General features: G+C 33.9%; 17 protein-coding genes, 1 pseudogene and 1 CRISPR repeat array. Of the genes and pseudogenes, 16 read left to right on the plus strand and 2 right to left on the minus strand.

What is annotated here, in order from left to right:
* Positions 1-125: 125 nt before the first annotated feature.
* A pseudogene (locus HMPREF1135_RS14570) lies at positions 126-289 on the plus strand (transposase); the annotation flags it as partial.
* A gap of 381 nt (positions 290-670) precedes the next feature.
* Here HMPREF1135_RS14570 and HMPREF1135_RS14575 read toward each other — a convergent pair.
* Positions 671-901 carry a WYL domain-containing protein gene (locus HMPREF1135_RS14575; protein ID WP_156804126.1) on the minus strand — a complete coding sequence of 77 codons (231 nt, stop codon included), beginning with the start codon at positions 899-901 and terminating at the stop codon, positions 671-673.
* 923 nt (positions 902-1,824) lie between these two features.
* Between HMPREF1135_RS14575 and cas6 the strand changes: the two genes are divergently transcribed.
* From cas6 to HMPREF1135_RS13005, 15 genes are all read left to right on the plus strand, one after another.
* A complete protein-coding gene (gene cas6, locus HMPREF1135_RS12935) occupies positions 1,825-2,559 on the plus strand; it encodes a CRISPR-associated endoribonuclease Cas6 (protein WP_007595914.1) in 735 nt (244 codons plus the stop codon).
* A 423-nt stretch (positions 2,560-2,982) separates the two neighbouring features.
* Positions 2,983-3,627, plus strand: coding sequence for a TM1812 family CRISPR-associated protein (locus HMPREF1135_RS12940; protein ID WP_007595919.1), 645 nt, complete (start codon positions 2,983-2,985; stop codon positions 3,625-3,627).
* Between the two features lie 17 nt (positions 3,628-3,644).
* Entirely contained in the window at positions 3,645-4,943 is a 1,299-nt protein-coding gene (locus HMPREF1135_RS12945) for a hypothetical protein (RefSeq protein ID WP_007595921.1), read from the plus strand.
* An 11-nt stretch (positions 4,944-4,954) separates the two neighbouring features.
* Positions 4,955-6,535: a Cas10/Cmr2 second palm domain-containing protein gene (locus HMPREF1135_RS12950; protein ID WP_007595923.1), complete on the plus strand. Its 1,581-nt coding sequence runs from the start codon at positions 4,955-4,957 to the stop codon at positions 6,533-6,535.
* Positions 6,528-8,537 (plus strand): RAMP superfamily CRISPR-associated protein, encoded by a 2,010-nt coding sequence (locus tag HMPREF1135_RS12955; RefSeq protein WP_007595925.1) that lies wholly within the window; start codon positions 6,528-6,530, stop codon positions 8,535-8,537. The genes HMPREF1135_RS12950 and HMPREF1135_RS12955 overlap by 8 nt, the downstream gene beginning before the upstream one ends.
* The gene (locus HMPREF1135_RS12960) at positions 8,534-9,757 is read left to right on the plus strand and encodes an RAMP superfamily CRISPR-associated protein (protein ID WP_007595926.1); all 1,224 of its coding nucleotides are present in this window, start codon (positions 8,534-8,536) and stop codon (positions 9,755-9,757) included. The genes HMPREF1135_RS12955 and HMPREF1135_RS12960 overlap by 4 nt, the downstream gene beginning before the upstream one ends.
* 2 nt (positions 9,758-9,759) lie before the next feature.
* Positions 9,760-10,275, plus strand: coding sequence for a type III-D CRISPR-associated protein Csx19 (gene csx19 / locus HMPREF1135_RS12965; RefSeq protein ID WP_007595927.1), 516 nt, complete (start codon positions 9,760-9,762; stop codon positions 10,273-10,275).
* 1 nt (position 10,276) lies between these two features.
* Entirely contained in the window at positions 10,277-12,307 is a 2,031-nt protein-coding gene (locus HMPREF1135_RS12970) for a TIGR03986 family type III CRISPR-associated RAMP protein (RefSeq protein ID WP_007595928.1), read from the plus strand.
* 1 nt (position 12,308) lies between these two features.
* Positions 12,309-13,652 (plus strand): TIGR02221 family CRISPR-associated protein, encoded by a 1,344-nt coding sequence (gene csx2 / locus HMPREF1135_RS12975; RefSeq protein WP_007595929.1) that lies wholly within the window; start codon positions 12,309-12,311, stop codon positions 13,650-13,652.
* 17 nt (positions 13,653-13,669) lie between these two features.
* Positions 13,670-14,674 carry a CRISPR-associated endonuclease Cas1 gene (gene cas1 / locus HMPREF1135_RS12980; RefSeq protein ID WP_007595930.1) on the plus strand — a complete coding sequence of 335 codons (1,005 nt, stop codon included), beginning with the start codon at positions 13,670-13,672 and terminating at the stop codon, positions 14,672-14,674.
* 5 nt (positions 14,675-14,679) lie between these two features.
* Complete coding sequence (gene cas2 / locus HMPREF1135_RS12985) at positions 14,680-14,970, plus strand: CRISPR-associated endonuclease Cas2 (RefSeq protein ID WP_156804112.1); 291 nt, start codon at positions 14,680-14,682, stop codon at positions 14,968-14,970.
* A gap of 35 nt (positions 14,971-15,005) precedes the next feature.
* Complete coding sequence (gene nrdD, locus HMPREF1135_RS12990; protein ID WP_007595934.1) at positions 15,006-17,162, plus strand: anaerobic ribonucleoside-triphosphate reductase; 2,157 nt, start codon at positions 15,006-15,008, stop codon at positions 17,160-17,162.
* Positions 17,163-17,450: 288 nt separating this feature from the next.
* Positions 17,451-18,836: a CRISPR direct-repeat array (repeat unit 36 nt; unit sequence GTTTACAGAAACTAACCCCGATAAGGGGACGGAAAC).
* A 145-nt stretch (positions 18,837-18,981) separates the two neighbouring features.
* Positions 18,982-19,881, plus strand: a complete 900-nt coding sequence (locus HMPREF1135_RS12995; protein WP_007595936.1) for an Rpn family recombination-promoting nuclease/putative transposase — start codon at positions 18,982-18,984, stop codon at positions 19,879-19,881.
* A gap of 137 nt (positions 19,882-20,018) precedes the next feature.
* A complete protein-coding gene (locus tag HMPREF1135_RS13000) occupies positions 20,019-20,942 on the plus strand; it encodes a hypothetical protein (RefSeq protein WP_007595938.1) in 924 nt (307 codons plus the stop codon).
* A gap of 9 nt (positions 20,943-20,951) precedes the next feature.
* The gene (locus tag HMPREF1135_RS13005; RefSeq protein WP_007595940.1) at positions 20,952-22,661 is read left to right on the plus strand and encodes an alpha-amylase family glycosyl hydrolase; all 1,710 of its coding nucleotides are present in this window, start codon (positions 20,952-20,954) and stop codon (positions 22,659-22,661) included.
* A 41-nt stretch (positions 22,662-22,702) separates the two neighbouring features.
* Here HMPREF1135_RS13005 and HMPREF1135_RS13010 read toward each other — a convergent pair whose 3' ends face one another.
* Positions 22,703-23,539: a carbohydrate ABC transporter permease gene (locus HMPREF1135_RS13010; RefSeq protein WP_007595942.1), complete on the minus strand. Its 837-nt coding sequence runs from the start codon at positions 23,537-23,539 to the stop codon at positions 22,703-22,705.

Below are 23,539 nucleotides of genomic sequence, written 5' to 3' on the forward strand. Positions count from 1 at the left end.
TCGGGAAATGGAAGCCATAAAAGAGGGAGGAGTAACTCAAAACGAGTTACTCCTCCCTAAGTTTTTACATAAAAAAAGATGGCTAACGATAACCATCTTTCTCCGTTACATATTATAATGCAACTATGCTTACAGTTAATTGTTATAATTACTTTTTTGAAATAGGTCAACAGAAAATCAACTTTAGCTTCTACGAATTGAGTTTACCCGATGACAATCCAGTCTACACCCTAAAAAAGTTATGGAGGATTTAGAGTTTTCTGGACTGTTAGCCAATTGTTCGTCAAAGTGAAGAACAAGGTACAACCCTTTTTGATATATTCTAAATTTCCAGACTTATAACTTTCTAATGTTTTTCTATAAAAGTTTATTATTCTTTTCTTAGAGAAAGATAATATTCTACTATTGCATCTCTGGGATTGAATCTGTGAAAATAGCGATAAAGTTGTTCAGTAGAACAACTGAAATAGTATCTGAAATTTCCTTCCGCAGTTTGCTCTTTACGTTCCACTTGTGGCCTACCAAAATAAAGATGATTAAAAGAATATATACCTTTAGCACTTAGGAACACACAACTTTCTTCAACTTGAGTATTTATGGGATATAAAGTACCAAGCTTTTGAGTAAGCAGAAAATTCTCTTTAATTTCATTTGGATGCTCAATTCTTTGTCAACTATTTGATACAGCCTTAATTCTATTTAGTCTATAAGTATAATATTTTATAACCATATTTTCATCATAGTTATAACAAAATAAATAATTAAACATCTGTTCTTTTGAGACTATAATACCATAAGGGATAACTGTATACCTTTCATTGTCAGGTGAATAAGTTAAATTTATAAATTCCGGATTTTTGCAGCAAATAATAAGTTTATCAAAAGTGCTCTTGAATAAAATTCTTTATTTTTCAAATAAGGCTTTTCTAAAGTAGTAAATTAACATTTTACCTATAAATTCCGATTGCTTTTCACCGACAGGGTTGGAATCTATATCCATAATAAGTTCAAAACTTCATCTTTTTTTTGGCTTAAAGGAGTAATGTTTTATCTTTTTTTCCCTGTTTTGATTACCGTCACAAAACATAAAGTTTCTTGTAATATGTTGTGAAATATTCTGCAAGTCAATTTTATCTATAATATACTCACTTAACATATCTGAAATCTTGTTAAGAAAATTACTTTGCTCATTTTTATTCAAAGTTTTATAAAAATTTCATTCTAAAAGTTAACATCATAAAATGTTTCATACATTATATAAGTGAAACAAAGATTTATTGTATATTCAGGAGGTATTTGTATGAGAGAAGTATTTATAGCGGGGGCAAAAGAGGTAGTAATAAATGTTTTAGTCAATGAGGTTGTAAAAAAATAATAAAAAATAGCTTAAAGTTAACATCATGAATTTTGGAACACATTATATAAGTGAAAGATAAAATTTAGCATATAAATAGTTAGGAGATTTAAATATGAATGAAATAGTTAAAGCTGTTGTAAAAGAAGTAGTAATAAATATTTTGGTCAAGGAGGCTGTAAAGAGGATAATAAAAAAATAGTTTAAATTTAATCGCAAGGGGAAAGTTATTATAGATGGAATGCAATATATTTTGGAGGAGAAGTTATGAAAGATTGGAAAAAAAGTTGTTAAAGATTGGTTTATATTATGATAGCCTTGGTAAAAGTACTTAACAGATGCCAAAAAACCAAAGAGCATAAAAATAGATTAATAAAAAATTTAAATAAAGTTAATAATATCTTGAATAAGCAGTAGAATTAGCTTAGACTTACTACATAATATATGACAGTTTCAGGAGAATATAAATTATGCTTACCAGACTTGATATAAGTTTAAATATGAACAATAAAAATACATATGATGCAAATATGGGTTCTATATTGCATGGATTTCTTATGGAAAATATAAGTAAAGAGTTTTCTAAAGAGATGCATAGGAATCAACTACACTCTTATAGCCAATACATTATAAAATATGGAGAACAGCTTATATGGACAATCAATACATTAGACTCTGATGCCAAGAATGAGATAATAACCGGTATTTGTACATTGGACAGTGTTAGTCTAAAGCATAGAGAAGAAAACATCATTATAGAAAAAAAAGAAATCAAGAGTATTACTTATGATCAACTGTTTGAAAAGTTTTATATAAAGAGACAGGCTAAAAGTATTAAATTTAAATTTATTACACCTACATCATTTAAGTGTAAGGGGGAGTATATGATTTATCCTACTGTAAGACTTATATTTCAAAGTTTGATGAATAAATTTAATGATTTTTCAAAAGATATAGGAGTTTCCTGTGATGAGTTTTTGCCATTATTAGAGGAAGTTCTTATATTAAAAAATTATAATCTAAGGAGCAATACATTTTCATTGGAGGGAATAAGAGTACCGTCATTTTGTGGTGAATTGGAATATTTTATAAATGCACCTCAACATATTATCAATATGGTACATATGTTGGCGGAATTCGGGACATACTCAGGTGTTGGTATTAAAACGTCCATGGGTATGGGTGGCATTAAAGTAACTCATTAGAAATAAATTTATAAATATAATTTGGACTAAAAGTTAACATGGGATAAAACAGGGATTATTATAAATATAGAAGTACAAAATATATGAAAAGAGGTTATGAGTATGAAAAATTCTAAAGACAATGATTGGAAAAAAGAGTTGGCAAAACAGGTTGCAATAGTAGTATTAGATTTTGTGAAGGGGGTAATGAAAAACAAATAAAAAACAACATAAATAAAGAGAGATGTTTGGTAGTTGATAATTTTTTATTTTAACAGTAAGGAGTAAGAGTATGAAAGATTGGCAAAAAGATTTATTAAAGAGAGTTATCATAGTAGTAGTGGATTTTGCAAAGGATAAGTTAAAAAACATATAAAGTTGAAAGAATATTTGTAAGGATATATTGATAGTAAAAATTTTGGTTATTTTAGAAGGAGAATATTTATGAGCAATGTAAAAACTTTTGTTACGGTTATAGCCGAGCAGGCTAAGGGTTTACTCAAAAAATCTATATACAATGCCCCTGAATCAAAGGAACTGTACTATGGAAAGGAAGTCAGCTTTCCGATTATAAATGCAATAAATGCTTATGCAAAGCCGGGGGATAATATCAAAATAATTGCAATTATGAATACAGAGAGTGAGTCTGCAAAATACAACTTTGAAACAATTTTTAAATCGGAGTTGGAAGATATTAAAAAATCTAACGGACTTAATAACCTTGATATCAATAATATACAAATAGTAAATGCGGTAAGTGATCAAACTATGAATTCAAACGTGAACTTGTTTGAGGATATTCTTAATGCGATAGATGATAATGAAACATTGTATACATGCATTACATTTGGAACTAAACCAATGCCGATGATGTTATTTATGGCACTTAACTATGCCTATAAAGTAAAGATGAATGTAGAGATTGGAGCTATAATATATGGCAGCTTTTATTCAGGTACACGTGAGGCTCTTATTTATGATTTAACTGCTTTATTTTATACAAATGCCCTTTTATTAGAGTTGGCCGATGCAGGTGAAAGTGATCCGGTAGGTAAATTAAAAGAAATCAGAAAAAAGTTTTTTGAGTAGACTAAAGGAGATACTTTATGATGGAATATGCAGATTTAGTAAATATTATTGAGGATAAGGTTAATAGACTTATAAATGCTAAATCGGGAGAAGAGGAAGCTTTAAAGGATGAAATCAAGAGTATACTTTTAGGTGATGAGTTTATTAAAGGTCCGTTTACAGATGAAAACGGTGAGGAAGTTTGTGAATTCATTCACTTTGATAATGCCGGAGTACCTGAAAGATTTCACTATGTTTTGTATAAGACTAAATTAGATAACATGTTAAAAAGAGATAAAAAAGGAAATATATTGTATAAAAATAACAAAAGTGGCAGAAAGTTTGCTGATTTTGTTGTTTTTTGTATAATAAAAATGAAGAATATAGATATTCTTGCATGTAGATGGTCTGAATTACAAAAAAAGTATATGAAAGATATGGGTAATCAGGAGATACAAAGCGATATAGAAAAATTAGCCTATCAGATATGTGAGAAAGTTATAGGAGAATATAAACTTAATCTATATACTGACGATGGGGGTATCAGGGATATTAAAGAGAGCAGAGAAATTGAGTTAGATGCATTGAATGAAGTATTGGGTGAAGCTTTATGTTTTAAAAGTGAAAAATGCTATGATTTTGAAAAAAATGATTCTTTTAATGCATATATAAAAATGATGCTGGGGTATAAAATATCTTCTATAAATAAAGCTGAAAATTGTAATAATATTGAATTGGATTGCAAGGGCAAAAAAACTAAGTTTACTGTAGTAAATTATGAAAGTATAACAGAAGAGATAAGTGATGTTATAGGTACAGTTCAAGGTGTGGAAGCTGAAATTATAGACAGTGAAAGCGGATACAGGGTTTTTGAAGCATTATTCAAAGTTTTACCGCTACATGTGACCGGAGAGGCAAAATGTAGAGAGGATATTATAAATATAGAAAATAGCCTTAATAAGAAGGTGAGCATTTACCAATCCATACTTAGCTATAATATTATAAATGATATTGAAGATAAAAAGGGGGTAGGTGATATCAAGAATAATGAAAGTATGGATATATATTTGAATAATGAACAAAGGATATATTCTATTATAAGGAAAACTCTTGTAGCTTTTCTAAAAGAGGGTGAGCCGGAAGATTTTTATGATCTATATTGCATTATTATGGCAAGTATAAGAGAAGGAATAAGCTTGAATCAAATGCAAAAAAACTTACAGGATTATTTTTACCGAAACAATATTGCAAGTGGGAAAGGCAAGCCTATATCCAGACAGACGGTTGGAAAATATATTGAAGAATTTAAAAGTTTGGTAAAAGAACTTGGATTATAAAGGAGAGAAAAATGTATTTAGTGATGTATGACATAAGCGGTATACAAAAATTTATTTTTGCTACGGGTAAGCTGAAGGAACAGATGGGTGGCTCAAATATCATACATAAGATTATGTATGAATGTTTACCGAAAGTGCTTGGGCGAGAGGTCAAAGAGTATGATGCATGGAAAGATAAAGATTATAGACCTGATAAGTTTGAACATAAAATAAAGGGAAATGTAGTGTATATCGGTGGCGGTAATGCAATGGCACTTTTTAAAGATGCCGAAACTATGGAAAAAACAAACAGAGATATGCAAAAGGAAGTGTATAAACTTACTGCCGGAAATATACGTTTATGTTATGCAGCTGTAGAAATTGAAAGCTTGGATATTAAGGGAGAGGGGTATGGAAAAGTATATGAAGAGTTGATGTCTAAAATGGCGATATTTAAAAGAGAGCATACCGCTGTAAGCACTGTAAGAGGATTTTCCATAAATGCGCAGGATGTAAACACATTTGAACCTATAATAGTGAACTACGATTTTAAAAATAAAAAAGAGTTGGCATGTGCAGCAAGCATATTTCAGAAAAAACAACATAAGTACAGAAATATGGGTAAATTGGAAAAGTATAATTTTGCAGACCAATTTGATGAATATTTTAAATCTGATGACAAAAAAAGTTTTCTTGCTATTATTCATATTGACGGAAACAGTATGGGTAAGAAGATACAAGGTTTTATAAAGTCCATAGATGACAGGCCGGAAAACACAATAAGAGAGAGTTTAAAGCATATGAAGTTACTGTCCATGGAAATAGACAGTATATATGAGAATGCACTTATTGAGACATTGGATCAAGTATATGAGTATGAAATAAATAATACAATGGATAAAGATCCTCTGCCTTTTAGAGTGGTCATCAGAGACGGTGATGACTTAACTATAGTTATGGATGCAGGAAGGGCTTTTAAATTTGTAGATGTATACATGCAAAAGTTAGGAGAGGAAGTTGAAAAAAATAAGGAACTGTATCCGGAGATTTGTGGAAGCAGAATAAATGTTTCGGCAGGAGCAGGATTAACATTTGTACACAATAAATTTCCTTTTGATATGGCTTATGATTATGCGGAACAATTATGTAAGTCGGCAAAGACAGAATTAAGGGAGTTGAGTGAAAAAAGAAGTATACATGAAGATACATCTTGCATGGATTTTCAGATAATTCGCAGCGGAATGACTTCTGAAATAGCTAAATACAGAAAAGAAAAGTATACATTTTCCCATAATGAAGAGGAATATAAACTTAATGCCAGACCTTACTTTTTTACAGAGGATGCGAGTATTTTGCAGCATAGATATAATGATTTTAAGGAGATAGTAAATAAAATACTTTCCGGTGATATTGCAAGGAATAAGCTGAAAGAATTAAGAAACAGCTATTCATTGGGCATGGATGAAGCAAAAAATTGTCACAGGCGAATTTTAAGCAGAAATAAGGAGGGTATTAGCGGTGATAAAAGTAAAGAGGTATTCAGTGCTGATAATATAGCAATATATTTTGATGCATTAGATGTGATTGATCTTATGGAGGAGAATAATGCTTAGATATATTTTAGAAATAAAACTGTTATCTGATATGTGTTGCGGTGCCGGTGAGGGCGATGGAATAAGGCAGGATGTAAGTTCAACCTATGATAAAAACGGGTTCCCGATTATATATGGCAGAAGATTAAAGGGATTGTTACGTGATAAAGTGGAATTTATGCAAAAAAATGGATATATCTCTTCAGATATGGTTGAAAAAATATTCGGAAGCGGATATATTGCCGGAATATTAAGGGTTGGGAATGCGGTACTAAGTGATGTGGATGAATTAAAAGCAGAATTAAGAGGATTAAATGATGAGCAGAAAAAACTGATAAATCCGACTGCAATAGAAGAGATATACACTACCGACCGTCACTCCACCGCCATTGAAGATGGGGTTGCAAAGAAACATTCATTACGTATAGTAGGTACATTCCCCAAAGGTCTGATATTTAATGCTGTACTCGAGATGAATTGTAATAAAGACTCGCAGGAATTTATTGTGATTGAAAATGCCGTTAAGCTACTAAGAAATATGGGACTGGGTAGAAACCGAGGATATGGAGAGATTGTATGTACATTATCAGAATATAATAGATATGAAGAGTATAAAGATATTTGTGTGCCTGATGAAGATATAGATAATTTGTCTTACATTATTGAAAATGAAGACAATATTATTTTGAAAAAACCCTATATCTCAGGTACGGTTTTACAGGGATATTTTGCCGGGTGCATAGCAAATACTGACTATGGTATAAAGGTAGATGAGTTTTTAGAAAATGTCATGTTCAGCATGGCATATCCTACAGACGTAAAGGATGAAGAGTCGTATCCAATGCCGCTTGGAATGATGTCACAAAAAGGAAAGCCTGAACTGATGCTAAGTTTTGCAGACGGATATAAGATTCAAAAGGGTGTTCAGTATGTAAGAAACTCAGGTTACTACAGAAATTCAGGAAATAATAGTATATCAAACATAACTGCGGATACGGTGATTAACTATCATTTTTTAAAGAAGCAAAAACTTTTATATACAGTAAAATGTATGAGTGAGGGATATTACTTTTTAGGACATATTCATGCGCCTAAGAAATATATAAAAATATTGACTGATATTATAAATATTAATAAGGGAATATTTCATTTAGGTGCAGCAATAAATGCAGAGCATGGTAAGTGCAGAATAAACATTAAATCATTTAGGAAAAAAGATGTTGTAGAAAAAAAATCTTCAGCCAACAAAGTGATATTTGAACTTTTATCCGATACTATAATAGTTGATGATTTTGCCTGCAATACAGGAGATATTGCTGAATTAAAGGCGGAAGTTTCAAAAATACTAAATTGCAATATTGATGATATAAAGGAAATATATACGGATACACTGGAAATAGCAGGATATAACAGCAAATGGGGGATGCCAAGACCGAGCTATACAGCCTTCTCAATGGGAACACAGCTTGTTATAGAGACTGAAGGGGCAAAGTTGTCGGAAGGCTTTATGGGTATTTTAAATAATGAAGGATATGGAAAGTACAGAGTAAGGGATGTACAAATTGACGGAAGCGAATTTTTAGTAGTAAGTGAGAGCGATGCCGAAGAAAGAAGTCAAAATATAGCTATAAAAGAGAATGGTTTGGTATACAGAGTACTTCGTGAAAATATTATAAAAGAGGCGGAAAATGCAGCAATAAAGTCGGCGGAGGATTACCTGAAAAATCATAAAAATATGACATCTTCAAATGCCATGAGGCTCAATGTAGCATATAAGGCATGTGAAATGGATGAAAAAATTTATGCTAAATTCAATGAGTATAGAAAAGAGAATTTTAAAGGTCAGAGCAATATGGCAATATTTGAATTTGCAGAAGATGTGAATAAGAGCTTTGAAGAGTTTAGAGATCAGAATTCCTATAAAGATATATTGGATAATTGTGTAGATATGATATTTAAAGCTTATATCAGAAAGTATATTTTTGCTACAAAAATGTATTTTAGAGAAATGGAGGCAGTATGATTGCACTTAGGGGTGTATTGACGGCAAAGACTCCCTTTATGATCGGCAGTGGCGAGAGTGAAGGCAGTGATGTGGATATTTTAAGAAATAAATCAGGAGAGGTGTTTATACCCGGGACTTCACTTGCCGGTGTTTGCAGGGATTATCTTGAAGATATTGGTACAGAGACAAAATATGTATTCGGATATGGAGCCACTAAAGAAAGCAGTGATGAAAAAGAGAGCAGCATAATATTTTATGATGCCTTTTCAATAGGTAATGTATATACATCTGTCAGAGATGCTGTAAGGCTTGAGAGAAAAGTTTCTAAAACAGGATGTAAATTTGACTTTGAAATTGCCGAATCAAAATCTGATTTTGATTTTAGAATGGAAATAAATTATCATGATCCGGATATAGAAAGAAAAATTTGCGAGGATATAGTATCAGGTTTTAAGAAAGAAAGCATAAGAATAGGGGCAAAAACCACAAGAGGATTTGGGTTATTTGATATTGATAATGTAAAACATCTATATCTAAACTTAAATGATAAAAAAGATATGGAAAGGTATATAAATTTCACTTGGGAAGATCTTAAAGAGGATTTTACATTTCAAGATAATGAAAGTGAACTTTATATATCATTAGAAGACAAACTTGCATTAGACAGTTTTATATTTATAAGAGATTATGCAACATTGGACAGAGTAGAACCTGATACTGACAGTAAATTTGTAGATGCCAAGACATTGACAAACAAGCATGGTGATGTTGTAATACCGGGAACTGCATGGGCAGGTGTATTCAGGCATCATATTGAGAGGATTTTAGATAAGGTTAAGTATAGGAATAAAGTAGAATTTTTAGATGCTCTATTCGGATATCAGACAAAAGATGGAGACGGTAAGGATGCAATAAAAAGTAAATCAAAAATATTTTTCCCTGAAATAACAATCAGCAAGGATAATATAACCTTACTTAACAGAACCAGGACTGCCGTAGATAGATTCAGCGGTTCGGCACTACAGACAGGTGCATTATTTACAGGCCGTGTGGCATATAAGAAAGAGGAAAGCAATACAGCTATTTATTTAAAAGTCCAGATCAAAAAAGACTTTGAAGAATTGGAACTTGCAAAAAGTCTTGTGCTTGGTTGTTTTGAAGATCTGAAAAACGGTTATCTTGCAACAGGAGGTAATACTTCAATAGGTGCAGGAATATTTACATCATGGAGGGAATAGTTATGGAGCAATACAGAGAATTTAAAAATATACTTGCATCAAGAACAGTGCTTACTCCTATAAATGAAGATTCATTAGAAGAAATGGCGGATAAGATTAAAAGCTATGATTATAAGCTGATTTATTACAGGGACGGAGTGCAGATAAAAAAGAAAGAAGATTTTGTACTTGACTCTTCAGTACTGGAAATTAGAGCATTTAATGCTTTGGGAGAATTACATCTGTTAAAAAAAGGCTTAAAATATATAGGTAGAATTATTGAGGATAACACAGGTGAGGGCTATGAGATTATTGATGATTTGTATAAAGTTTGGGGACAGTTAAACTCAAATGATAAAACCATACTCTCGGAGGATAGAGGAATAAGAATCATGCTGCCATTTGAGATGGAAAAGGGGAAACTTCTGTTTGCAAAGGTAAGGCATTATTTCAGTGCAAAGGGAGAACTGAAAAATCTGGACTGGCGTTTGGTTGGATTTGAAGAAAAAGATGAGAGAATATTTAAGGAGGTGAGCTGATATGGCAAAAAACTATAAAAAGGGTGCATCAGGGGAAGATAAAGTTAAGAAAAAATCATCTGGAAGTAGCATGTTTGATCAGTTAGTAGCTGCAGGTATGGAACCAAGCAAAGGTATAGAAAAACCGGAACCTAAGAAAAGTAAGCCTTCAAATGATTGTACAAAGGGAAATAAAAATGAAAGTAAGAATACCGGAAGTAAAAATGTCAGTAAGCAAAAGTTTATTAATCCATATACATTTGTTCCGATTTCAGATAAAGAACCTCAAAGGATAAAGTTTGAAGACTTGGACTTGGATATTAGCGATAAGCTGGATGGCTGTATAGAATGTACTTTAGAAACTAAGAGTTCGGTTTTTGTACCGAATACCACAAGAACCTTTGAATATGGTTTTAATGAGTTTTTCTCATATGATGATCTATCAGGTAGGAATAAAAAAGATATTCCTAAGGAAAATCCTAAGTATCCCAGAATTCCCGGAAGTGAAATAAGGGGTATGATAAGAAATATATATGAACAACTTACAGACTCTTGTTTATCGGTAATTGATGATAAGAACCTTGCTGTAAAGAGAAGTGCGAAGCCAAAAGAAGCCGGAATATGGGATAGAGAGAATGATATACTCTATAAAGCTAAAAGAAAAAAGATCAGCTTTTATAAACTTAAAGAATTGGGGTATGAAAAAGGTAAGAACTATATTACAGGAAGTGAGATATATATAACTTGCAATGAAGATGATTATGTGATAGATGTAGATTTTAAATTCTTAAAAGGTGCCACAAAAGGTATTGTAATTAAAGGAGAAAAGTTTACTAATAAAAAAAATGAGTCGGTTTTAATATTTCCTGAAAAAGAGGATATAGTAAAAGACAAATTAACACAGCAGGACAAGGACAGATTTCAAGCTGTATTAGATAGATATGATAAAAAGACTAAAGATGGTAATGAATATGATGATTATAAAAACGCATACTACAATTCAGATATCAGATACTTGCCTGTATTTTATGAAAAGGTGGAAGATAAACTGTATTTAGCTCCGGCTATGATGACAAAGGAAGTTTTTGAAAATACTATTTCAGAAATATTAGAACATAATCATTTTAAACATCATGCATGTAACAGTAATACAGGATTTTGTCCGGCTTGTAGACTGTTTGGAACTATTGCAGATAAAAAGTCATTGGCATCAAGACTTCGCTTTACAGATACAGAAGTTTTTGAAAATGCAGAATTTGATGTGCCGAGGCTTATACCGGTACTGGGTACTCCGAAATATTCATCCACAGAGTTCTATCTTAAAAAGCCTAAAGATAGTCAAGCGGCTATGTGGAATTATGATTACTACACTGTAAATAAAGAAGGTGATAAAGGAATTAAAAAACTGGCTACATATAAAGCAAAACTAAAAGGAAGAAAGGTATATTGGCAGGGTAGTGATAAGCTGAAAAATGAAAGAAGCTTAGATGCACAAAAACTGTTCGAGAAAGATAATCAAAGTAAAACCGGTGAGAATAATATAAAGATTCGTTCAGCAGGCAGAGCTTTGATGCCGGGAGCTAAAACAAGATTCAAAGTCTACTTTGAAGATATTAGTGAAGAAGAACTTGCAGCATTATTGTATTCATTGACTTTGGGGAATGACTGTAATCATAGAATTGGTAGAGGCAAGCCCTACGGTATGGGTGCAGTAAAGGTAAATGTAGAAAAACTGAATTTAAGAAATTATAGCTTTGATGAGGGGAAATTATCAATTACAGAAAATGAAGCTGATCCCGAAAACTATAAAATGAAAAATCTATGGGAAGAAAATAAAAGGTATATTGAGTTATACAGCGTTCCGCTGGCAGAAGGTGAAGAAGAACTTGTAGGGTATCCGACACCGGCAGATGGTAAAGAGATATTTAAGTGGTTTGCCAATAACAGGGGAAATGTACAGGCACCTAAAATTGATCAATGCTTACCGGATATTAAAGATAAAGATAAGTGCTTATTGAAAAATTCTAAAAACAAAGGAAAGGACTTAATATAATATGAGCAATATATTATTAACATCAATCGGTACAGGAAAGTATGATGCAAAAACGAAAGAAATTGGGTATTCTAATACACGATATGCTGTAAATGAGGATAGAGCTAATGTGGTAGAAAGTGCATACATTTATGATGCTATGATTGAGTTGAAAAAAATAGATAAAATAATTTTTATCGGAACAACAGGAAGTGATTGGCATGCCTTGTATGAGCATCTGTTCTATGAAAACAGCAGGATAACTCCATTAAAGCCAAGAAGTGAAGATTATGCACTTGAGTTATATGAACTTAAAGAGAGTAAAGAAAAAGACTTGGATAAGTGTAGAGAAAAATTACAAACATTGGTTGATACAATGGGAGGTGTTTGCTCGGATATAATTATATTACACTATGGCTTAAGCATAGAAGAAATGAATGAAAACTTTGATAGACTTGCAAAGGCGAAAAAATACATAGGAAAGGATGATGTTTTATCCTTTGATATCACACATTCATTCAGATCACTTGCATTCTATGAATTATTGGCGGTAAATTTCTTTAAACTGTCAATGCGTGAAGGAGATAGATTAGACTTTGTATCCTACGGTATGTTTGAAGGGCAGGGAGAAGATGGTATTACTCCTATTGTAAACCAGGAACCTCTGTTAAAATTATTGGATTGGACAAAGGCGGCTGATGAGTTCAAAAGGTTTGGGACAACACATTTACTGGATCAACTTCGAAAAGAGGGTGAGATTGATGACAGTAATATTTCACGTGCGGTAATAAAGGATGTAAAGAATGCATTGGAAAGACTATGTAGCGCTGTAGATACCAATAATTTATCTGAACTAAGAAATATGGTAGCTAATTGTAAAAAAGTTAAAGAGAAGGGTTCAACAGGAAATCATGTTATAGATTTTATATTTGATGAGATTTATGATAGATTCGGTAAGTATTTGGACCAGGATGAAAACAATATTGCATTGTATGTAGAGTTTGCATATTGGCATATTGAAAAGAACAGATATATTGCAGCGGCTATTACAATGATTGAAACAATGATAAAGCTTTGTTCTAATGAAAATTCAGGTAATACCGATACTGTCAGAGCAAAACTAAGGAGTAATACTGCGATAAAGAGATATTCCGGGGAGCATGAGGATTTTATAAAGTATTATAATGAGCTTAGAGTGCTTAGAAACAAGCTATGCCATGCAGGAGATTGGAATAGGGATGCGGATTTAAAGAAACTAAAGAAATGTATAGAGGATTTCTTTGAATTATATAAGAAAAAGTATGCTAATAAAAAAGATATACAGAATGATTTACGTGTGACCGTTAATAGTTTTTCAGAAAAATAGCTTTTAAAGGAGAATATATGTCCTGCCTTTATATTACAGAGCAAGGAGCGAAGGTATCCACAGAAAACGGTAAGATAATTGTGGATTGCAATGATGGATCAAAGCGTAGTTTCCCTAAGGAAACGCTGGAATCTATAATGATCTTTGGAAATATTTCTATGACTTTACCTGTGCAGAAATTTTGCCTTGAAAAAGGTATAAAGGTAATTTATCTCTCTACAAAAGGCAAATATTTCGGCAGGCTACATAGTACAGCTCATTTCAACGCCGAAAGACTGAAAAAACAAGTGTATCTTAGTGACTGTGACAGCAGCTGTTTGGAGTTTTCAAAGAAAATCCAGTCGGCTAAGATACATAATCAGCGTATTATCTTAAAGAGATATGAAAAGCATTCAGAGAAGGATATCAGTGAAGAACTATGTAGGATTAGTATATATGAGAATGAAATATCTAAATGTAATACTTTAGATGAGGTATTAGGATATGAAGGAATGGCTGCCAGAGAGTATTTTAAGGCGTTGTCAAAGCTTATAAAAGAAGAATTCTCTTTTAATGGAAGGAGCAGGCAGCCGCCCCTTGACCCTTTTAATTCAATGATCAGCTTTTGCTACACGATAATATATTATGAAATATATGCTGAACTTGAGAGTAGAGATTTAAGTCCTTATATCGGTTTTATACACAAGATAAAGAGAAACCATCCGGCACTGGCAAGCGATATGCTTGAAGAGTGGAGGGCACTACTTGTAGATTCTACTATACTTAGTTTGGTACAGGGTAATGAGATAGGTATAGATGAGTTTAAATATGATGAGGAAAGCGGTGCAGTCTACTTATCCGATAATGCAGTGAGAGTATGTGTAAAAAAGCTTGAGGATAAGATGAGAAAGGAAATCAATTATCTGGAATATTTGGATGCTCCTGTAAGTTTCAGACATGCTATATGGTGGCAGGTAAAGTCATTAGCAAGCTGTATTGACAGTGGTAGTTTTGAAAGTTATCAACCTTTAAAAATAAAGTAATGAGTATGGGAAACAGTGAAGAACTTAAGTACAAAGTACTTATAATATATGATATAACAGAGGACAAGCCTAGAATTAAGCTGTCAAAGTTGCTATCATCATATGGTATCAGGGTGCAAAAGTCAGCCTTTGAGGCCAGCCTGAATAAGAAGCAATATGAAAAACTTGTATTTGAGTTGGACAGGTATGTAGGTAGAGAAGACAGCATAAGGGTGTATAAGTTATATGAAGATAGCGAAGTGATAACATATGGTAAGGTAGATGTGGCTAAATTTGATGATGTTATCATAGTATAATCCCCGAAATGGGACATAGAGATTGTGAGCGGATTATGGAAGATAAATTTATATTGTTTAGACGAGACGGAAAAGGATTGTCTTATGGAAGGGATGATATTTGGATAAAAGGGCTGATACGAACAGATGGAGAAACTGCTCTTGCACCTATTGATGATTCCGCTATTGAAAAGATAAATGATGACTTTTATAAAGCACTTGTAGATTTAAGTAAAAAGCTTGGAAGAAGAGAATTTCAGAGTAAAGAGTGGCATAGCTGTATAAAAGAGGCTTTACATGAATATCCTGAAGTGGCGGATGTTTTTTTATATGCTACAAAGGAAGTTAATGCCGGTATATATGAGCAGATATGTAAGCAGATGAGCAAAATCACCTATGACTGTGACAGAAGTAACGGAAGTATGGACAGTAGTCTGGTTTCAAGCAAGCGTGCATTGATAGTGGATGCGGTAGAAAAGATAACTTACAGTAATTATCATCTGGCTCCGGATGAAAGAGAAGCTTTAAATGACGGATATATCTATATTCATGATATGGGTTTTAGAAGAGATACTATAAATTGCTGTCTTTTTGATATTGAGGCGGTACTTGACGACGGTTTTGAGATGGGTGAAATGTGGTATGATGAACCGTCAACACTAAATGAAGCATTTGACGTAATTGCAAGTATATCAATGAATGCAGTGGCACAGATTTATGGCGGATTTACAATTCCACAGATAGATGAATTGCTTTCAAAATACGCCAAGAAAAGTTATGATATATATTTTCAGGAGTATATAGATGTTGGAGTGGATGAATTAAAGGCTGACAGTCTTGCAAATGCCAAGGTAAAAAAGGACTTTGAAAACGGTTTTTTCTCACTTGAGGCTAAGTTTAATTCGCAGATTTCGCCAAGAGGTGATTATCCTTTTATCACTGTAACATTTGGAATCGGCAGGGATAAATATTCTCAGGTGGCAACAGTAGCCGCATTAAAGGTGAGAAAAGAAGGGCATGGAAAGGACGGTTTTAAAAGACCGGTATTATTTCCAAAGCTTGTATTTTTGTATGATAAAAATCTTCATGGAAAAGGAATGGAGCTATATCATCTTTTTAAAGAATCCATAGAATGCTCAAGCAAGGTGATGTATCCGGAATATCTTAGTCTTACAGGAGATAGCGGTATTGTTTCCGAGGTATATAAAAAGTACGGAAAAGTAATAAGTCCTATGTGCTGTAGGGCATTCCTTACAAAGTGGTTTGAAAGGGGTGGAGAAAATCCAGCTGATGAGAGTGATTTTCCTGTATTTATAGGCAGGTTTAACATAGGTGTAGTATCTTTAAATTTGCCTATGATTCTGGCTAAATCAAGAGAAGAAAACAAGGATTTCTATGAGGTGCTTGATTATTATCTTGAAATCATTAGAAAGATACATAAGAGCACCTATAAGTTTTTGGCACAGAAAAAAGCATATACCAATCCTTTAGCATTTATGCAGGGAGGTTTGTATGGTGGACATCTAAATAGGGATGATAAGATAGAACCTTTGCTAAAAAGTGCGACAGCTTCGTATGGTATTACTGCAATGAATGAGTTACAGTATCTCTACAATGGAAAGTCTATTGTAGAAGACGGTGAGTTTGCACTTGAAGTATCTAAGTATATAAATAATAAAGTGCTTGAATTTCAAGGTTTGGATCATATTCAGTATTCTGTATATGGTACACCGGCAGAAAGTCTTTGTGGTAAGCAGGTGAAGTCATTCAGGGACAAGTTTGGAATTATAGAAAATGTAAGTGATAGAGATTATTTTTCAAATTCATTTCATTGTCATGTATCTGAGGATATTACTCAGATAGAAAAGCAAAACTATGAAGCCAGGTTTTGGGATCTTTTTAATGGTGGAAAAATCCAATATGTGCGTGTGGATGTACCTTACAATATAGAGGGTTTGGAAGCTTATGTAACTCACGCCATGAAGCTTGGACTGTATGAGGGAATAAATATTTCTCTGGCTTATTGTGATAATTGTGGATATCAATGGAACAATATAGGCTTTGAGAGACCGGATACTTGCCCCAAATGTGGCAAAAAGGAAATGACCATGATAGACAGAATGTGCGGATATATAGCTTTTACAAAAATCCATGGTAAGTCCAGACTGAATGATGCTAAGATGGCAGAGGTACATGATCGCATTTCGATGTAGAACATTTAATTAGATATTGCTTGGATAAAGTTATGATATGTGTTAGAATGATATAGTCTTGAATTTTTAAGACAGTTTGTAGACACTTTATGATGTGCCATATATTCATACATTTTGTTGTATAATTCTTTTAAATATAGTGATTTTTAGACGGCCCGCATAAAATAAGGGTTTGTAGCACTTCGAGTAACATAAATTACGAAAATTTTGGCTAAAATCGCTTGTTAAATTTTAGGCACGCTAAAGCCCCTCAGAGGCCTTTATTTATAAGGGATTGGAGGGGGTAGGGTTTACAGAAACTAACCCCGATAAGGGGACGGAAACTTGCCAGCTGAATAGTTCTGTATACTCTTTCCTTTTCGCTCTTAGTTTACAGAAACTAACCCCGATAAGGGGACGGAAACTCTAATTGATATATACAGTACAATTCAAGAAAGTAATAATGGTTTACAGAAACTAACCCCGATAAGGGGACGGAAACCGGTACATTTTTGCTATATGATACACCGGTTCCTGGTTTACAGAAACTAACCCCGATAAGGGGACGGAAACCTGTCATAAAGCCTGCTTCATACTCTATGGTATCACCGTTTACAGAAACTAACCCCGATAAGGGGACGGAAACTCTGAATACTAGTTATCCATCCTTCGTCAAAGCCGAGTTTACAGAAACTAACCCCGATAAGGGGACGGAAACCATTGATTAAATATACCAAAAGCTTCTTTAAACGTATACCGTTTACAGAAACTAACCCCGATAAGGGGACGGAAACCACTGAAAGGGTTATAGTCATCGAATTTTTGATTATCGTTTACAGAAACTAACCCCGATAAGGGGACGGAAACTCTGAATACTAGTTATCCATCCTTCGTCAAAGCCGAGTTTACAGAAACTAACCCCGATAAGGGGACGGAAACCTGCCGACAATCGTTGTTGTTTTTCCGGATCCTGCTACAGCGGTGTTTACAGAAACTAACCCCGATAAGGGGACGGAAACATAGAACCATCAGCTCTTAGAAAATACCACTTACCTGATACATTAGTTTACAGAAACTAACCCCGATAAGGGGACGGAAACTTTTACCCTGTTCCATCGAACTACAGATAAATTCTAGTTTACAGAAACTAACCCCGATAAGGGGACGGAAACACAGATAGATAATTCGAAAGATAAGGTAGGGTTTTGTTTACAGAAACTAACCCTGATAAGGGGACGGAAACTTTTTCTCTTATAAACTCTGTTTCACCGTCAATATAGTGAGTTTACAGAAACTAACCCCGATAAGGGGACGGAAACGGTTGTAATACAAACCTTATCCAATCAATAAGAGAAGTTCTTGTTTACAGAAACTAACCCCGATAAGGGGACGGAAACACACTAAGGTACTCGTTTACAGCTGTCATGAAAAATTGTTTACAGAAACTAACCCCGATAAGTGGACGGAAACCAAGTTAGATGAAAAGGGTAAATGGGGTAGAATAAAGTTTACAGAAACTAACCCCGATAAGGGGACGGAAACTGCCAAACGCTGCAAGGTATACAGCTATGAGCATATCTCGTTTACAGAAATCAACCCCGATAAGGGGACGGAAACGTTGTCTGCATAAATATATCAAGTCGCACTGCTACTAAAACAGTTTACAGAAATTAACCCCGATAAGGGGACGATCTAAGAATATTGTTATTGAAAAATATTTATATTCATCATAAAATAAAGCCAAGTGAATGGTACTTATTTTATTTCTATTTTCATTTACAAATATTATTTCTTAAAACAATTTCTTTTAAATCTAATCAGTCGCATTAAGGGAGGTCGTATGAAGGGCAACAAAGAAAAAGATATTACACAAAAGACACTTGAAAGGTATAATGATGTATTCGCAGATATTATAAATGTTTTACTGTTTAACGGCGAGAAAATAGTAAAGGAAGACAGCTTGACAGATGCACTGACGGGAAGTACTTTAAAGATGGATGGCAGGATAAGGACACAGTATAGGGATATAGCAAAATATTGGCATAACAGTAAGATAAAATTATCAATGTTCGGATTGGAGAATCAGACAAAGCCGGAAAAGAGAATGCCGCTGAGGGTATTTGGATATGACGGAGAGGAGTATGTCAAGCAGGCCAAAAAGGAGAACAGTAAAGAAGTAATTTATCCTGTGATTACATTAGTACTATATTTCGGGTATAATAGTAGATGGAATCAGCCAAAGAGCTTATTTGAACTGTTGGAGATAGATGAAATGATCAAACCATATGTTAATGATTTCAAAATTAATCTCTTTGAAATAGCATATCTTGACAGAGAAAAGATAGATATGTTCAAAAGTGATTTTCATATACTGGCGGACTATTTGTATCAGATGCGTGTAAATAAAAACTATGTGGCCGGTGATACAGTAATTGAACATGTGGATGAACTTTTAATGCTGATGTCTGCGATGACGAATGATTACAGATTTGAAGAGACTATAAACGAGGTGAAAGGAAAGGAGAATTTAACTATGTGTGAGGTACTTGACAGAGTAGAAGCAAGGGGAATAGCAAAAGGAATGGAAAAGGGGATAGCAAAAGGAAGAGAAGAAGGCATTAAAGAAGGAACTGTAAATGTGCTTATTTCTCTTGTTAAGGACGGAATTCTAAGTATTTCGGATGCGGCAAAAAGAGCAGGTATGAGCGTTGCAGAATTTAAAAAGTATACAAACATGTAAAAATAAATACATAGAAAATAACTCAATATTATGTTACACTCCATATGAAACAGTTTTCATATGGAGTGCTTGTTTTTGGGAAAAGATTAGTATAAAAATCAAAAATAAGTACGGTTATTTATATGAGGTGAATACTTATGCAAGAATTTAAAAATTGGAAGCCGCCGGTACTGCCTAAGGAGATAGAGCAGGCTGATGTACCTGGAAGCAAGGTTGTTATAACAGAGTATCATATTGACAGAGCAGGCAGGATTTTCCCTGATTTGCTTGAGGAGATTGAAAAAGTTAAGAGTAAAAACGGTAACGGAAAGGTTGTCGTATCCGTATCAGGTTGTTCAGGTGTGGGAAAATCAGGAATAGCCGCAGTGCTTTCGTATTATTTAAATGATATAGGAATAGGAAGCTATATTTTGGGTGGAGACAATTATCCACGAAGAATCCCTGAGTACAATGATGCAGAGCGCTTACATATTTTTAGAGAAGGTGGATTAAAAGGTCTGGTAAAGGACGGAGAGTACAATAAAGAACGTTTTCAAACAGTTCATAAGCTGCAAGAAGAGGGTAATGATGCAGACCCTGAAAATATAAAAAAATATCCATGGTACAAGTCATATATAAACGGTGGACGTAATGCACTTAAGGAGTATCTCGGTACAGGCAATGAGCTTGCATTTAAGGAAGTTGAGGATGTTGTTGACCAATTTAAATCAGGAGCGGAAAAAATCTGGTTAAAGAGAATGGGAAGAAGCAATACACAGATATGGTATGATGATGTGGATTTTAAGGATGTAGGAGTTCTTTTAATTGAATGGACACATGGAAACAGTGATTGCTTCAATGGAGTCGATATACCGATACTTATACACAATACTCCGGCAGAAACTTTGAAATACAGACTTTTAAGAAATCGTGACTGCGGAATTGACAGTCCGTTTACAACCATGGTACTTGATATAGAGCAGGAATCACTGATAAATCAGGCACATAAGGCAAAGATAATTATTACTCCAAGCGGTGACAGACTAAGCTATGAAGAATATTGTAAATATATAGGAATGTAGGTGGGTAGTGTGAATAAAAATAATAACGGTCCGATGCTAAATGCCTATCCTGACAGTCTTGGTGGGAACTTAAGTGATATTGCAAATTTCCTCAGTAAAAACGAGTTAAAGGATGTATTTTCATCATTTTACATACTCCCAAGTCTCTTCCATACAGATCTCGACAGAGGCTTTTCAGTAATTGATTATTCTTTAAATGAGCTTTTTGCAAAAAAAGAGGATTTGAAAAAGCTTGATGAGCTTGGAATTGATTTAAAGCTTGATTTCATACTGAATCATGCTTCGGTGCTTTCAAAGCAGTTTCAGGATATTATAAAAAACGGTGAGAAGTCAAAGTACAGAGATTTTTTTATTGATTGGAATAAATTTTGGGCCGGATGTGGCGAGATGACTGAGGAAGGCTATATACAGCCAAAACCTGAGCTTATAAAGGATATGTTTTTTAGAAAGCCGGGTCTGCCTATACTGATGGTTAGATTTCCTGACGGAAAGGAAGTTCCTTATTGGAATACATTTTATCAGGAAGTAAGATATCCTTCTTTGGATGCTGTGGATATCAGAAATATTACAGGAGTACAGTACAGTATTGCAGAGGGGCTGGCAAGTTTATTAAATGAGAGTCTGATAGAGGGTAAATCACCTGAAAAGATTTTAAACGAGTCAAATATCTACAGCAATAAACTTAGTGATGATCAAAAGAAAAAACTTTGTGATAAGCTGGAGTCAGAGAGAAAATATCTTGGACAGATGGATCTGAATATCAAATCACCTCTTGTTTGGGAGTTTTATGATAATACTTTAAAGACATTGGCAGATTACGGTGCCAAGATAGTCAGACTGGATGCTTTTGCCTATGCTCCGAAAGAGGTAGGTGAGAAGAATTTCTTAAATGAGCCTGCCACCTGGGATGTACTTACAAAGGTGAGAGAATTGGCTGATAAATACAATGTGAGACTACTACCTGAGATTCACGCAAGCTATGAGGAAAAAATCTATGAGAAGATAGCAAATAAGGGTTATATGACTTATGATTTCTTCCTTCCGGGACTTATTATAGATGCCTTTGAACAGCAATCAGGCGAAGTCTTAAAAAAATGGGCTGATGAACTTGTGGAAAAGAAGATACAAGTCGTAAATATGCTCGGCTGCCATGACGGTATACCTCTACTTGATTTAAAGGGACTTATCAGTGAGGAAAGGATTCAATCCGTCATAGATACTGTGGTAAAGCGAGGCGGATATGTAAAGGATCTGCACGGCCAAAAGAATGTATATTATCAGGTAAATGCAACTTACTACAGTGCATTGGGTGAAGAGGATAAGAGAATGCTTCTTGCCAGAGCTATTCAAATCTTTATGCCCGGAAAGCCACAAGTGTGGTATTTGGATCTTTTTGCAGGAAAGAATGATCACGAAGCGGTAAAGAGAGCAGGAGCCGGAGGACATAAGGAAATTAATCGTACAAATCTGACTGCTAAGGAGATGGAAGCCGGATTGCAAAGGGATATCGTTTTGAAGCAGCTTGAAATGCTTAGATTCCGCCATACATTCCCTGTATTTTCAAATGAGAGTGAATTTACTATGAAATGCAGCGAAAGTAAGATTTTTATGGAATGGAAGAATAAAGAGGAAAGAGCGGTACTAAAAGCCGATCTCTCAGACTTTAATTTTGATATTCTTGCGGAAAAAAACGGTGAGAAAATTTATCAATATAAATAATATAAAAAGAGTAAAACCCCATATTAAGGTTTTACTCTTTTTTAGCCCTTGATACTGTCTCCAAGCAGCCCTTTTATAAGAAATTTTTGAATGAAAATAAATATTATAAGTGTTGGAATCATTGTGATGACACTTGCAGCCATCTGAGTTTCCCATGTGGTCTTATAAAGTGACTGATAGTCTGTAAGTGCCATAGCTACAGTTCTGTTTTCCGGTGACAATATAAATGTTCGGGCAAAAAGCAGATCTCCATAAGCTCTGATAAAGGCAAAAAGCCCTGTTGTAAGCAGACCCGGAAGTATCAAAGGGGCAAGAATAAATCTTACACCTTCAAGCCTTGTAGCACCGTCCATCCATGCGGCTTCCTCAAGAGTTATAGGTATATCCTTTATATAAGAGTACAAAAGCCAGAGACTCATAGGTAGGCATACAGCTACATTTGCAATAATAAGTGCAAGTTTGGTATCAAGCAGTCCAAGATTTTTAAATACAATATATATCGGTGAGGCAAGTATTACCTCTGAAAACATCTGAGTCAGTATTATAATCAAAAGCACGGTTTTTCTAAGTTTAAATTTATACCTTGCCACAGCATATGCGGCTAAAATTCCTATCAAAAGACAAATGATTGCCGAAGCTGTGGAAACATAGAAGCTTGTCAAAAGTGCAGGCAATATGCTTTTTTCACCTATTAAAACAGTCTTATAATTAACCCATTCAAGTGGAGCCCTAAACCATGTAGGTGGCCATTTTGTTATATCCTCATATTTTTTCAAAGAGGTATTTAACATAATAAATATGGGACTGATAAATATAAAAACAAACACAGAGTAAAATAATGTTCTTATGGCTTTGAATATTTTTCTTCTTAAAATCAT

Origin of the sequence: Lachnoanaerobaculum sp. OBRC5-5, assembly GCF_000296385.1 — a bacterium.
In the GTDB taxonomy this organism is placed as follows: domain Bacteria; phylum Bacillota; class Clostridia; order Lachnospirales; family Lachnospiraceae; genus Lachnoanaerobaculum.

Bases quoted from the DNA above. Each gene is read 5' to 3' on its own strand.
- cas6 (WP_007595914.1), top strand. From the start codon at position 1,825: ATGCTTACCAGACTTGATATAAGTTTAAATATGAACAATAAAAATACA.
- HMPREF1135_RS12940 (WP_007595919.1), top strand. From the start codon at position 2,983: ATGAGCAATGTAAAAACTTTTGTTACGGTTATAGCCGAGCAGGCTAAG.
- HMPREF1135_RS12945 (WP_007595921.1), top strand. From the start codon at position 3,645: ATGATGGAATATGCAGATTTAGTAAATATTATTGAGGATAAGGTTAAT.
- HMPREF1135_RS12950 (WP_007595923.1), top strand. From the start codon at position 4,955: ATGTATTTAGTGATGTATGACATAAGCGGTATACAAAAATTTATTTTT.
- HMPREF1135_RS12955 (WP_007595925.1), top strand. From the start codon at position 6,528: ATGCTTAGATATATTTTAGAAATAAAACTGTTATCTGATATGTGTTGC.
- HMPREF1135_RS12960 (WP_007595926.1), top strand. From the start codon at position 8,534: ATGATTGCACTTAGGGGTGTATTGACGGCAAAGACTCCCTTTATGATC.
- csx19 (WP_007595927.1), top strand. From the start codon at position 9,760: ATGGAGCAATACAGAGAATTTAAAAATATACTTGCATCAAGAACAGTG.
- HMPREF1135_RS12970 (WP_007595928.1), top strand. From the start codon at position 10,277: ATGGCAAAAAACTATAAAAAGGGTGCATCAGGGGAAGATAAAGTTAAG.
- csx2 (WP_007595929.1), top strand. From the start codon at position 12,309: ATGAGCAATATATTATTAACATCAATCGGTACAGGAAAGTATGATGCA.
- cas1 (WP_007595930.1), top strand. From the start codon at position 13,670: ATGTCCTGCCTTTATATTACAGAGCAAGGAGCGAAGGTATCCACAGAA.
- cas2 (WP_156804112.1), top strand. From the start codon at position 14,680: ATGGGAAACAGTGAAGAACTTAAGTACAAAGTACTTATAATATATGAT.
- nrdD (WP_007595934.1), top strand. From the start codon at position 15,006: ATGGAAGATAAATTTATATTGTTTAGACGAGACGGAAAAGGATTGTCT.
- HMPREF1135_RS12995 (WP_007595936.1), top strand. From the start codon at position 18,982: ATGAAGGGCAACAAAGAAAAAGATATTACACAAAAGACACTTGAAAGG.
- HMPREF1135_RS13000 (WP_007595938.1), top strand. From the start codon at position 20,019: ATGCAAGAATTTAAAAATTGGAAGCCGCCGGTACTGCCTAAGGAGATA.
- HMPREF1135_RS13010 (WP_007595942.1), bottom strand. From the start codon at position 23,539: ATGATTTTAAGAAGAAAAATATTCAAAGCCATAAGAACATTATTTTAC.